Source organism: Gordonia sp. i37, from assembly GCF_002043085.1.
Classification (GTDB): Bacteria; Actinomycetota; Actinomycetes; order Mycobacteriales; family Mycobacteriaceae; genus Gordonia; species Gordonia polyisoprenivorans.
The window spans coordinates 1-12,889 of record NZ_MVPX01000088.1 but is presented as its reverse complement, the minus strand read 5'-3'; the positions used below and the strand labels follow the sequence as shown (position 1 = coordinate 12,889).

The 12,889-nt window shown below is 67.9% G+C and carries 13 protein-coding genes; 6 read left to right on the top strand and 7 right to left on the bottom strand.

All coding sequences use genetic code 11. From position 1 onward, the window contains the following. The 4 genes from B1964_RS03820 to B1964_RS03805 form a co-directional block, all read right to left on the bottom strand. On the bottom strand, positions 1-999 hold a 999-nt coding region (locus B1964_RS03820; RefSeq protein WP_079928913.1), incomplete at its 3' end, for a glycosyltransferase family 1 protein. A gap of 93 nt (positions 1,000-1,092) precedes the next feature. After that, entirely contained in the window at positions 1,093-1,632 is a 540-nt protein-coding gene (locus B1964_RS03815; protein WP_079928912.1) for a DUF3592 domain-containing protein, read from the bottom strand. 21 nt (positions 1,633-1,653) lie between these two features. Next, positions 1,654-3,339, bottom strand: coding sequence for a 2-succinyl-5-enolpyruvyl-6-hydroxy-3-cyclohexene-1-carboxylic-acid synthase (gene menD / locus B1964_RS03810; RefSeq protein WP_079928911.1), 1,686 nt, complete (start codon positions 3,337-3,339; stop codon positions 1,654-1,656). Positions 3,340-3,508: 169 nt separating this feature from the next. Further along, positions 3,509-4,375 (bottom strand): hypothetical protein, encoded by an 867-nt coding sequence (locus B1964_RS03805; RefSeq protein ID WP_006370777.1) that lies wholly within the window; start codon positions 4,373-4,375, stop codon positions 3,509-3,511. A 124-nt stretch (positions 4,376-4,499) separates the two neighbouring features. On the opposite strand from B1964_RS03805, the gene B1964_RS03800 reads away from it, so the two are divergent. From B1964_RS03800 to B1964_RS03790, 3 genes are read left to right on the top strand one after another with little or no spacing between them, the layout of a single operon-like run. Beyond that, complete coding sequence (locus B1964_RS03800) at positions 4,500-5,123, top strand: class I SAM-dependent methyltransferase (RefSeq protein ID WP_079928910.1); 624 nt, start codon at positions 4,500-4,502, stop codon at positions 5,121-5,123. Between the two features lie 25 nt (positions 5,124-5,148). Beyond that, positions 5,149-6,225, top strand: a complete 1,077-nt coding sequence (locus B1964_RS03795) for an AbrB family transcriptional regulator (protein WP_079928909.1) — start codon at positions 5,149-5,151, stop codon at positions 6,223-6,225. A gap of 31 nt (positions 6,226-6,256) precedes the next feature. Further along, positions 6,257-7,558 carry a saccharopine dehydrogenase NADP-binding domain-containing protein gene (locus B1964_RS03790; RefSeq protein ID WP_079928908.1) on the top strand — a complete coding sequence of 434 codons (1,302 nt, stop codon included), beginning with the start codon at positions 6,257-6,259 and terminating at the stop codon, positions 7,556-7,558. Between the two features lie 9 nt (positions 7,559-7,567). Here the strand turns inward: B1964_RS03790 and B1964_RS03785 are convergent, their stop codons facing one another. Further along, complete coding sequence (locus B1964_RS03785; protein ID WP_014359121.1) at positions 7,568-8,224, bottom strand: PaaI family thioesterase; 657 nt, start codon at positions 8,222-8,224, stop codon at positions 7,568-7,570. Positions 8,225-8,282: 58 nt separating this feature from the next. After that, the gene (locus tag B1964_RS30335) at positions 8,283-8,456 is read right to left on the bottom strand and encodes a hypothetical protein (protein WP_006370772.1); all 174 of its coding nucleotides are present in this window, start codon (positions 8,454-8,456) and stop codon (positions 8,283-8,285) included. A gap of 149 nt (positions 8,457-8,605) precedes the next feature. Here B1964_RS30335 and B1964_RS03780 point away from each other — a divergent pair, with 149 nt between their 5' ends. Beyond that, on the top strand, positions 8,606-9,574 hold the full coding sequence (locus tag B1964_RS03780; protein WP_079928907.1) for a 1,4-dihydroxy-2-naphthoyl-CoA synthase: 969 nt from the start codon (positions 8,606-8,608) through the stop codon (positions 9,572-9,574). Between the two features lie 124 nt (positions 9,575-9,698). Then, entirely contained in the window at positions 9,699-10,352 is a 654-nt protein-coding gene (locus tag B1964_RS03775; protein ID WP_079928915.1) for a YdcF family protein, read from the top strand. 14 nt (positions 10,353-10,366) lie between these two features. Here B1964_RS03775 and B1964_RS03770 read toward each other — a convergent pair whose 3' ends face one another. After that, complete coding sequence (locus B1964_RS03770; protein WP_253193874.1) at positions 10,367-11,533, bottom strand: EAL domain-containing protein; 1,167 nt, start codon at positions 11,531-11,533, stop codon at positions 10,367-10,369. Positions 11,534-12,070: 537 nt separating this feature from the next. On the opposite strand from B1964_RS03770, the gene B1964_RS03765 reads away from it, so the two are divergent. After that, positions 12,071-12,889, top strand: an 819-nt coding sequence (locus B1964_RS03765; protein ID WP_079928906.1) for a diguanylate cyclase, incomplete at its 3' end; no start/stop codon positions are given.

Below are 12,889 nucleotides of genomic sequence, written 5' to 3'. Positions count from 1 at the left end.
CCGCAACGCGGCGACCGTTTCGGCGATGCGATCGGCGTAGGTCGCCGGATCGAGGAGGAATCCCGTCGACAACGGGGTCACCAGGTCTCGTGGTCCACCCGCATCCGGGCCGATCACCGGTATCCCGCTGGCCATCGCCTCCTGGATGGCCTGGCAGAAGGTCTCGTGCTCACCGGGATGGGCGAAGACGTCCAGGCTGGCATAGGCGCGCGCCAGTTGTTCGCCGCGCAGTTCGCCGGTGAACACCGCGTTCGGGCAGAGTCGTTGCAGGCGAGCACGTTCGGGGCCGTCACCGATGATCACCAGCCGCACCGACGGGTCGCGGTCCAGCGGGGCGAGCCGCTCGACATGCTTTTCCGGCGCAAGCCGGCCCACGAATCCGACGATCAACCGGTCCGCACCCCACTGTGCGCGCAGGTCGTCATCGCGTCTGGCCGGCGAGAACTGGGCGGTGTCGACGCCGCGCGCCCATCGATGCAGTCGCGGAATCCCGCGGGCGGCAAGCGCTTCCATCGTCGCCGTGGACGGCGCGAGGGTGCGGTCGCAGGCCAGGTGCACCATCCGCGTGTATCGCCACGCCGCGCGCCCGGCCACCTGAAGGCGGTATGCCTCGGCGAATCCGGCGACGTCGGTCTGGAACACGGCCACCGTCGGAACGCCCAACCGCTTGGCCGCCAACGCGCCTGCCCCACCGACCACGAACGGCGAGGCGAGATGCACCACGTCGGGGCGCACGTCGCGCAGGGCTCGGTACATGCTCGGCATCGGCACCCCGACGGGCAGCGACGTCACGCCCGGAAATCGCATCGAGGGCACCGTGTGCACAGGGGTGTGCCGACCCACCAGCCGCGGTGCCCGCTGACCGTCTCGCTCGGAATCCGGTGCGATCACCACCGCACCATGCCCGGCGTCCTCGAGATGCTCGACGACTCGTAGAACCGAGTTGACCACCCCGTTGACCTGCGGAAGAAAACTCTCGGCGACGATAGCCACGCGCATGGCGCCAATGGTCGTTGTCTTCGATGACCTCGGCGACGACCGCATGTGACCTACGCGCGAACTCCGCGCGAACCTCTGGTCGCCGCAGCATCCTCACGCATCGACGGTTGCCCGGTCGTCGGCGGGACGCGGTGACGGGTCGTCGTCGGGGTGATCGCCGCCGTCACCGTCGTCGGGGCCGGAGTCGTCCTCGTCGGCGCGACGCGCGGCCCGGCGCAGCAGGCGGCGATTGGCCTCGGCGATCAGCACCATCACGGCGAGAACGATCAGCCACGTCAGCGCGGCCACCGACAGCGCCGGGATGATCGCCAGCGACGCCCCTCTCCCAGCGGGCTTGGCCAGGTCGGGGTTGCTCTGGTCGTATTCGACGCTGATGCGTTGTCCGGTACCGAGTTCTGTCGGATACAGCAGCCCCAGCCGCGGGCTGTAGATCTGCCCGTCGGGCGTCTGGAAGTACGCGACGGCGTGCAGGCGGTCGGCCGAGACGATGTCGGCCATCACGGTGCCCTTGTCGCGGTTGATCGCCGCGTCGTTGCGGAAGGCGGCCACGACCATCGCGCCGGCCATCACGGTGACGATCAGCCCGATCACCAGCAGCGTCTTTTGCACGCGCCGCAGGATGACCGGATTCATGCACCTCAGAATACGGGCCCACTACCGCAGGCGGCCCACGATCCCCGCGTGCACCGAACGCAGGCGCTCACGGTCGGTGACCACCTCGACGACTTCCACCCCGCCGGCGCCCGGCTCGGCCAGCACCGCAGCCAGGTCGGATTGCTCGACGCGGCGGTGCGGCAGATGGAATCCCGCACACAACGAGGCCAGATCGGTGCGATGCGGCGTGCCGAACACCCGCTCATAAGCACCGGCGTACGGGCCGGAGTTGAATCGCGGATCGCCCTGCTCGAGCAGCCCGAAGATGCCGCCACCATCGTCATTGGCGACGACGATCCGCAGATGCCGCGGTCGTGGCTCCGACGGCCCGAGAATCAGTCCGGTGGCGTCGTGGATGAAGGTCAGGTCTCCCATCAACGCCACGGTCCGCGACCCCGGATGGTCGACGTCGTGGGCCAGTGCCGCGCCGATCGCGGTCGAATTCGTCCCGTCGATACCCGCCACGCCACGGTTGGAGAGCACCCGCACGCCCGGCGAGACGCGCCCGGCCAGTGCGACGTCGCGGATCGGGTTGCTCGCGCCGACGACCAGTTGCTCACCGGGCACCATGGCCGCGCTGACCGTCCGCGCGACGTGCAGGCCGGTCGCCGGGCCGCCCGCATCGAGTTCGGCGTCGACCGCCCCGAGGACGCGCTGATGAACCTCGGCGCACTGCTTGAGCCAGTCCTCGGCCGCCTCGCCGGTCGCCTCAACCCGGGTGCCGGTCGCGAACACATTGCCCGACACGTCCGGCCACCGCGGTCCGGTGGTCACCGCGTAGACGCGGACCTCGGGGTCGGCGAGCAGCCGCGCCACCCCGCGGTGCAAGGTGGGCCGACCGCAGATGATGGCCTGCTTCGGGGCGAGCGCGTCGAGCGCCAGCGGATGCAGCGGGGTCACCGCATGCGGTGCGGTTGGCTCGGCGACCGTCGGGACCCCGTCCAGCTCCGGATACCGACCAGCTCCATGACCTGCGACGACGACCGTGTCGACGGACAGGTCGATGGGCAGTGGGATGTCGAGTTTGCCGACCGGTGCCTGCGTCCACGGCAGCCCACCGGGACGTCCGGCGAAGACGCCGAGGTCGGACTCGGGGCCGGTCTGCGGCCCGGGGACGAGCGGCTCGCGCAACGGGATGTCGAACTGCACCGGTCCCGCATTGCCGGTCCGCGCACCCCGCGCCGCCGCCAGCACGCGACCGACGGCCGAGCGCCACTGGCTGTTGGTGTCGAGGTCGGCCTCGGCCAGGCCCAGGCTGATCGCGGCACGTACCTGCGTACCGAAGATCCCGAACTGTTCGACGGTCTGATTGGCCCCCGACCCGAGCAACTCGTACGGCCGATTCGCGCTGACCACCACCAGCGGCACCCGGGCATAGTTGGCCTCGAAGACCGCCGGGCTCATGTTGGCCACGGCGGTGCCGCTGGTCATCACGATCGGCACCGGCCGCCCCGACGACGCCGCCAACCCCAGGGCGAGGAATCCCGCCGACCGTTCGTCGATCCGGACGTGCAGCCGCAGCGCGCCGGCGGCGTCGGCGGCATGGAGCGCGAATGCCAGTGGCGCATTGCGTGATCCCGGGCACAGCACCGCCTCGCGGACTCCGCCGCGGACCAACTCGTCGACGATGACCCGCGCCTGCAGGGTGGACGGGTTCGGCGGCGCAGATTCCGGGGAAGAACTCATGGATTCCACACTACGATGCCGCTTTTCCGCACCGATCTCCGCCGAAGGATGCCCGGTGGCACCCCGGCTCGCCTGTTTTCAGTCATTCCGGAAGTAGAGATTCGACAAAAGCCCAGGTCGGCGGGTCCGGTGTACTCGGCGAATGACTGAAAACAGGCGAACGGCACCGTCATTCGTCGTCGGGAGGTGGCAACCGGTGTCGATCGTCGTCGAGGGTGCGGGTGATGTCGGCCAGTGTGTCGTCCCAGCCGTAGAGAACGTCGTCGTAGGTCAGGCGCATCGTCGAGTAGCCCCTGGCCAGCGATTTGCGGTCGCGGCGACGGTCCTTGCGGTAGTTCTCCAGACTGGTGTGATGAAGCTTGCTGTCGCATTCGATCAGAAGTCGGCCCACCCGCAGGTCGAACCAGCCCAACCCGATGAGATTCGGTTGGACCACGACGTCATGTCCTCGTCGTCGTAATCGGGTGCGCACCATGGTCTCCGTGCCCGACTGGGATCGGGGATCGCATTCGGCCAACAGCATCTCGATGGTGGCGTTGGCTCGCGGCAGCATCACCAGCAGCAACTCCACATCGAGACCCTGACTGTTCAGCACCGAATCGGCGACGACGATCCAGTCATCGGGACTCATGCACCCGACCGCACTGCACAGGGCCAGGGGGACCGGGTCGAGGATCGAGTGCACCGGTAGCGGCGGCCCCGGCGGTCGACAGCAGGCCGTGCCCCGCCTCATCGCATCCTTGCCCGCGCGGATGTGCACCTCCTCGTAGCCCGGTGGAACCCAGATCCCGTGTTTGTCCAGCGCGGTCGGACCCGACAGTGCGCCGTATCCCCGTGCCGCCAGCAGTGCGTCGGAGTCGGCGCCCGGGGTCGAGTACCACCCTCGTCGTTCGACGGCGAGTTCTCCTCGGCGCACCATCCGCCGCAGGTCGTTGTCGGTCAGCCCGCCCGCGATCAACTCCGTACGGCTCTTCACACCCAGTTCGACGGTCTTGTCCACGAGGTTTGGACGCAGCGGGGCCCGTTCTGGCTCCATCTCGCCTGTTTTCAGTCATTTCCGAAGTAGAGATTCACCAAAAGCCCAGGTCAGCGCGCCCTGCATACCCGGCAGATGACTGAAAACAGGCGAGCACGCGGGCCGGCGGACCTATTCTCGCCTCATGGGCTCCGGTTTCTACGACCGCCACCTCCTTCCGCGACTGATCAAACTGACCTGCGGGTCGTCGGTGATGGTCCCGCTGCGCGGACGCGTCTGCGCACCGCTGACCGGCCACATCGTCGAGGTCGGGTTCGGCTCGGGCCACAACATCGAGGCCTACCCGCCCGCGGTGACCCGGGTCAGCGCCATCGAACCCTCCGATGACGGGTGGCTTCTCGGTGCCGACCGCATCGCGGCGTCGCCGGTCCCGATCGACCGCGCAGGGCTCGACGGACAGTCGCTGCCCTTCCCCGACAACACCTTCGACGGCGCCTTGTCGACGTTCACGATGTGCACCATCGCCGACCTGCCCGCGGCCCTCGCCGAACTGCGCCGGGTCCTCAAACCTGCTGCCTCCCTGCGCTTCCTGGAACACGGTGACGCACCCGATCCCCGGGTCCAGCGGTGGCAGCGCCGCCTCGAGCCCGTCCAGCGTCGGGTCGCCGGTGGCTGTCACCTCACCCGCGACATCCCCGCCGCCCTCACCGACGCCGGATTCGAGATCACCGACCTCGACCGCTTCTACCAACGCGGCACCCCCAAGACCTTCGGCGCGATGAGCCTGGGAGGCGCCCGCACCCGCTGAGCCGGGCCCGCCTACGCTGGGGCCAGTGCGTCGTTGGATCGGATTGGCTCTCGTCACCGCGATCGCCGCACTTCTTCTCGAACTCCTCGACGTCGACGCCGCCGCCTTGTTCGCCGGCCTGGTGGTCGCCGCGGTCCTCGCCATCGCCGGACTCGCCCCACGCACACACTCCGACGACCCGGACGCCCCGGTCGTCCCCCGACCTCTGTTCCTGGCCGGACAGGGGGTGCTCGGTGTCTACATCGGCACCATGGCCGACCCGAGCACCCTGTCGGGACTGGGGTCGGCGTGGTTACCGGTGCTCGTCGTCGGGCTGGGCACCCTGGCCCTGTCGGTGGCCGGCGGAGCCCTGCTCGGACTGCACCGCCAAGTCGATACCCTCACCGGCGCACTCGCCTTGGTCGCCGGCGGCGCGTCCGGACTGGTGGCGCTGACGCGTGAACTCGGTGGCGACGAGCGGGTCGTCGCCGTCGTCCAGTACGTGCGCGTGGCCCTGGTGACCCTCACCATCCCGCTGGTCGCGTCGATGGTGTTCGACGCTTCGGCCAACGGTGTCGCCCAGGCGTCACCGAGCTGGTCCGATCAGGGTTGGGGGCTGGTGCTGCTCGCGGTGTGCGCGGGCGTCGGCGTGCCCCTCGGCCGGCTCATCCACCTCCCGGCGGCCGGCCTGCTCGGTCCGATGGCGTTGTCGACGACCGCCGAACTGACCGGGCTGGCCGGCGACGCCGCGATCTCACCGATCCTGCTCGCGATCGCCTACGCGTTGATCGGTTGGCAGGCCGGGCTGGGGTTCACGATGGAACGACTCAAGGCGATCGGGCGCATCCTGCCGCCGGCGATCGGTCTGATCCTCGCGATCGGGGTCGGCTGCGGACTGCTCGGCGTGCTGTTGTCGTGGTGGACCGGCGAATCGATGTTCGACTGCTATCTGGCGACCACCCCAGGTGGCATCTATGCGGTGCTCGCCGCGGCCACCGCGGCCGGCGGCAATGTCGCCTTCGTGGTGGCCGCGCAGATCCTGCGGGTGCTGTTGATGCTGTTCGTGGCACCGTTCGCGGCGCGTTGGGCCGCCCGACGGCGCCCCGGACCAGCCGCGCTGTGACCGATCTCGCACGACGATTACCCTCGACGCCATGAGTGGGGAGAATTCGTCCGAGTCCGGCACACCTGAACCGACAACCACCACGCCCGCCCGCGAGTTCGACGTCGTCGTCTTCGGCGCCACCGGCTTCGTCGGCGAGCTGACCGCCCGCTATCTCGCCGAGCACGCACCCGCAGGAACCAAGATCGCGCTGGCCGGCCGCACCGAGACCAAACTCGCCGAGGTCCGCCGACGCCTGCCCGCCGCGGCGTCGACCTGGCCGCTGATCGTCGCCGACGCCTCGTCGCCGAGTTCGCTCGACGCGATGGTCGCCCGCACGCGGGTGGTCTGTACGACGGTCGGCCCCTACCTGCGCTACGGCGAGTCGCTCGTCGTCGCGGCCGCCACCGCGGGCACCGACTACGTCGACCTCACCGGCGAGGTGCCCTTCGTCCACTTCTCCATCGACAAAGCCCACGAGACCGCACAGGCCACCGGTGCGCGCATCGTTCACTCCTGCGGATTCGATTCGGTCCCTTCCGATCTCGGCAGCTATCTGCTCTATCGCAAGGTCGCCGACGACGAGGCGGGCACGCTCACCGACACCACGATGGTGGTCAAGTCGATGCGCGGCGGCGTGTCCGGCGGCACCATCGATTCGATGCGGGTGATCGCCGAGGAGGCCAAGGACCCGCAGAAGCGGCGGCTGCTGCTCAATCCGCAAGCGCTGTCCGGTGATCCGGGCGACACCCCGAAGGTCAGCATGTCCTCGGAGCCCAGTGACATCGCGGTCGTGCGCGCCCGCACGGTCGACCCGTCGTTGTCGGGGACACTCGCGCCATTCTTCATGTCGTCGTACAACACGCGCGTCGTGCGACGCTCGAACGCGTTGCTGGACAACGCCTATGGCCCCGATTTCCACTATGCGGAGACCATGAACGTCGGCGGTATCCCGGTCCTGTCGGCGTTGATCGCCGGCAGTGTCAGCGTCGGCACCGGAGCGTTCCTGGGGGCGATGAGTTTCGGTCCGACGCGCCGGCTCCTCGATCGCGTGCTGCCCAAGCCGGGTAGCGGTCCGAGCGAAAAGACCAGGGAGAAAGGCTTTTTCGTCACCGAGACCTACACCCGCACCAGCACCGACCGTCGGTACCGCTCGCAGATGAAGCTGTCGGGCGACCCGGGATACAAGGCCACCGCGGTGATGCTCGGCGAGAGTGCGCTCACCCTGGCCCTCGACCGTGGCGAACTCCCGGCCCGCAGCGGCGTCCTCACCCCGGCCGCCGCGATGGGCGATGCGCTCGCCGACCGTCTGCGGGCCGCGGGAGCGAGCTTCGACGTCCGCGAGTTGACGTAGCCGAGACGCCTACGGCTGCCCCGGCTTGAGCGCGATGAACAGCGCGTCGAGTTCGGCGCACAGCCGGTCCCCGTCGTGCAGCGTGCCCTTGACGAAAGCCTTTCGGCCGTCCAGGTTCTCGACCCAGGTGTGCATGCGCAGCGGGGTGCGCAACGGGGTCAACGATCGGTAGCTGACGGTCAGATAGGCGGTGCGGGTGATGCCCTGCACCGCCAGTGCCGACGCCATACCGCCCAGGTCGTCGAAGGCCACCGCGACGTGGCCACCGTGCGCGGCGTCGTTGCCGCCGAGGTGGAACGGACGGAAGGTCACCGAGGCAACAACGCCGTCGGGTCCGCCCTCGCTGATCTCGTACGGCGGCAGCGTGATGTTGCCCCGCGCAGGCAGATCGATTCGGGTGCCCGCGGGCGAACGCCACTCGTCGATCTGCACGTCCTCGAGGCGCTTGTTGAGCGCGCGGACCTGGTCGATGAGTTCGTCGGTGATCTCCGGGGTCGGGCACGCGTAGCGCGCGAGATCCATCAGCCGCCGGATCTCCTCGCTGAGTTCGCCGTAGCGCGGGCCGCCGCGGTCGGTGGTGATGTCGATGCGGGCGCGGAATCCGCCCTCGTGCGGCGAGTCCGCGTCGGCGGGCACGGCCCAGCCCGATTCTGGCGAAGAAGTCATGCCCGACACCGTATCGGCGCCGGTCATCGGCGTCGCAGTCGGCGCAGCCTAACGCGACCTACCGGTGGTGGTGACGGGTGCTGCCGACCGCATGCAGATCCACGTGGGTGGACTGGGTGGGCGCCTCCCGACGGTCCCGGAGCTTGATGATCGCGCCGATCAGCAGGGCGAGCACGACCGACAGCGCCACCCACACGGCGACGACGATCAGCACGATCTCCCACACACCCACGTCGCCAATATGCCAAAAGGCGCTGGTGGGTGGCCACTCATCGGGAATAATCCCGCCAAATTCTAAGAAACCGGCGCTCGGGGCAGCCCGGCACCGCCCCGGCCGGGTGTTCGCCGGCAGCTCAGGATCGGTGTCCTAACCTGAACGCCATGAGCACCGACGCCGCCTCCGCCACGCCACCCCCCTTCGATCCGAGCCAGTGGCGTCCGGTGACCGACCTCGGCGAACTCACCGACATCACCTACCACCGCCACGTCGGTACCACCCGGGCCGACGGCATCGTGCGCATCGCCTTCGACCGCCCCGAGGTCCGCAACGCGTTTCGGCCGCACACCGTCGACGAGCTCTACCGCGCCCTCGACCACGCGCGACGCACCCCCGACATCGGCACGGTGCTGCTCACCGGCAACGGACCGAGCCCCAAGGACGGGGGGTGGGCGTTCTGCAGTGGCGGCGATCAGCGCATCCGCGGTCGGTCCGGGTATCAGTACGCGACCAGCCATGACGCCGACGTCGCCGCGGCCGGCGCCGAGGGCGTCGACGAGACACGCGTGAAGGCGGAGGGTGGCCGCCTGCACATCCTGGAGGTCCAGCGCCTCATCCGCACCATGCCCAAGGTCGTGATCGCCGTCGTCAACGGCTGGGCCGCCGGCGGCGGTCACTCGCTGCACGTGGTGTGCGACCTCACCCTCGCCTCGCGCGAGCACGCCCGGTTCAAGCAGACCGACGCCGACGTCGGCTCCTTCGACGCCGGCTACGGCAGCGCGTATCTCGCCAAGCAGGTCGGCCAGAAGTTCGCCCGCGAGATCTTCTTCCTCGGCGAGGTGTACGACGCGGAGACGATGCACCGGATGGGCGCGGTGAACCGGGTGGCCGACCACGCCGACCTCGAACGCACCGCCATCGAGTGGGGTCGCACCATCAACGGCAAATCGCCCACCGCACAACGCATGCTGAAGTTCGCCTTCAATCTCACCGACGACGGGCTCATGGGCCAACAGGTCTTCGCCGGCGAGGCCACCCGCCTGGCCTACATGACCGACGAGGCCGTCGAGGGCCGGGATGCCTTCCTGCAGAAGCGCTCTCCGGAATGGGACGCTTTTCCGTATTACTACTGAATCACCACCGGCTGGTCACACCGATCCCACCGACAGCGGCACAGATCACTGCTGCGCCACGGTGCACGATCACCGATCCGCGGCCACAATGGGTCGAGTGAACCCGAGGACACCCGAGCCCATCGTGTCCTCGTCGGCGACCGATCCCGATCTCACAGCCTCTCGACAGTCCCCCTCAGCCGAGCGACCGGTCCGTCGACGCCGACTGCTGCGCCGCGTGGTGATCGCCGTGGTGATCGTCGCCGTGCTCGCGGGAACGGCGTTCTACGGGTTGGGGTATCAGCTGTTCTACCGCGACCATTCCGACCCGCTGCGCAAAGTCGACGCCATCGTCGTGCTCGGCGGGGAGCACGACGGCCGTGAGGATTACGGACTACAGCTCGCCCGTGAGGGGTACGCCTCCACGGTCCTCATCTCCAACCCGTACATGAACGACCACTACCACCGCACCGGCGCCCAGCTGATGCAGCGGGTGTGTTCGTCGAGCACCGCCACCATCGAGGTGATCTGTTTCGACCCCGATCCGTCGACGACACGGGGCGAGGCGATGGAGACCCAACGACTGGCCCGCCAACGCCACTGGCACAGCGTCATCGTCATCAGCTGGCGGTTCCACATGGTCCGCGCCCGCTACATCTTCGGCCAGTGCTTCGACGGCGACGTCGTCATGCGCCCGGTACCGCGGTCGTATCCGTCGTCGCTGCGGTACTGGAGCTTCCAGTTCGCCTATCAGTTCGGCGGTCTCGCGAAGGCCGCGGTTCTCGGCTGCGACAAGTAGTCCAGAGACGAGGCTCAACCGAACAGCGCCGACGACGACGCGGGCCGCCCGAAGTGGTATCCCTGCGCGTAGTCGAATCCCAGGTCGACGAGCAACGGGACGACAGCGGCGTCCTCGACACCTTCGGCGACCGTTTTCGATCCCGTCGCGCGGGCGACGTCGCAGATCGCACGGACCACCGCCTCCGTGGTCTCGCTCTCCTCGTCGCAGTCACTGTCGAGGGAGTTCACCAGGTCCCCGTCGACCTTGAGGACGTCGACCGGCAGATCACGCAGGTAGCTCAGCGCCGAGTATCCCGACCCGAGATCGTCGATGACGATCGTGCACCCCGCCTCGCTCAGTGCACCGACGGCATGCGCGGCATCGCTGGCGATGCGGATCACCTCGTCCTCACGCAGCTCGATCCAGAACCTCGCCGGATCTGCTCCGCTCGTGCGGACCTGCTCGATGGTCGAGTCGACGATGGCCGGGTTGAGCAGTTGGCGCTGGGAGAAGTTGATCGACACGAAGGACTCCGACCCGGCCACTGTGGTGATCCCATGTGGTAGTTCGGCAACCGCCGTCGCGATCGTCGAGGCGCTGATCGGCCCCAGCAAGGCGGTGCCCTCCAGGATCGGGAGGAACTCGCTCGGTCCGGCCTCCTTGCCGTCATGCCAGCGCATCAGCGACTCGTACCCGGCCACCTCGTGGGAAGGCAGATGCACAATCGGCTGATAATGCGGTGCGAAGTCGGCAACCTTGGCCCGCGAAAGCCGTAGCACGGTCGTACGAAGCCGGTCGACGGTGGCGAGCATCTCGTCATCGCACACCTCCAGTGGCGTCCGCCGCTCAATCGCCGCCGTGAACGCGCATTCCGCGCACCATTTACCCACGCCGTTACGCAGATCGCGGGACAGATAACGGGGCGAGGCCACTCCGGTTCGGGTGTCCAGGAAATACCGCTCACCGCCCCACTCGACGATGTGGGCGCCGCCACGGAGTTCGCCGATGAGGATGTCGAGTTCCTCCTCGCTGGATGCGGTCGGAACCAGTTCGTAGTCGAGGTCGGCCACGCGCATCATCGCCACCGCGGGTCCGACGCGAGCCATCAAACCGTCGACGAACCGAGCGGCCACCGCTCCGGCCAGCTCCCGTCCGAATGCCCCGGTCAGTCGCCGGAACGGATCCGCTTGGACAACCATGTGTCCATGTCCCGGCACTACCAGCCCACCCTTGCTTCGGTTTGCGTACGACCCGGTGTTCCGGATGATCGGATCATAGACGCTGGACATAGCCGGGAGGCGCTTTGGCTGCGCACGTAACCTCCACGACACCTCACTACGTTACCGATCGTGACCGGCCTCACCGGTCCATGAAATAGGAAATATGCGGTTGCCGAGACGGGTTCACGAATACGACTATTCGAATAGGTCAACACCACCATCGAATTGTTTCCGCGAGCCCGAATTCCGACCGTTCCGTTCAGACCGATTTCTCAGAATCGCCCAATACGGCATCTGGTATCTTTCTCGTACGGGGGTTGCACACAGCGTCGAGAGTTCGCCTAGCGAAAGATCGAATCCACTGCGGCGGATCTCGATCGAGCTCGACCAGACGAAGTGGAGTGGAGTGACTTTGCGGCTCGTCGGTGCGTTAACCCCTCGTCACCGTCCGGTCACGTTGCGATGCACGTAACCCCGTCCGCCCGCTCCACAACGACTGGTCGACCCCACTCCCCGATGAGACTTCAGCCTCCCGACAATTCGAACCCCGGATTCCGCTCGTCCGAGCTGGTCCCGGCCACCAAGGGGGTCGACGGCCCCTCGTTCGCCCGAAGCTTCGACCAGCGCTCCATCGGCGTGCTGGTCAGCGAGACCGGTGCGATCCCATTGATCCTCCTCGGACTCCTCTCCTCGACGTTTCTCAAACCCCATTGCCAATGGGTGCTCGTGGTCATCGGCGTCTACACCTTGGTATCGGTTGCGATCACCGTCTACGCCCGACGATTGTCCGACCGCGGATTCGCCCTTCTGAGTTTCGGCGGCATGCTCGGCGTCGCCGGATCGTCGATCGTGATCGCCGACAATGGAGCGGCGTTGGCGGTCCTCGTCCTGCTTGCGGCGATCCCCGCGCTGTCGGCGATGGACTCGTCGTTACCGGTGGTCATGGGTTTCGTACTCACCGCCGCCGTCCTGGTGTGTGTGGTCGTCTCCATCCGGGCAACCTCGACGACCGCGCTGATCGTGGGCGGCGGCGCGGCGCTGATGGCCATCGCGGTACCGACCTATCTGGTCACCAGCCTGCGCCGACGACTGACGGCGTTGCTACATCAGCAGGCACAACTGAGCGTGACCGACCCTCTGACCCTTGCTCTCAACCGCCGCGGACTGCTCGACGGCGCGATCCACCTGTTCCGCACCGCGGCCACCGCCGGCAAGCACGTCGCCTTCCTGGTGGTCGACGTCGACTACTTCAAGAAGTACAACGACACCCACGGCCATTCGGCCGGTGACGCGATTCTGGTGGAGATCACCAACGCCATCCAGAACGCGGTTCCC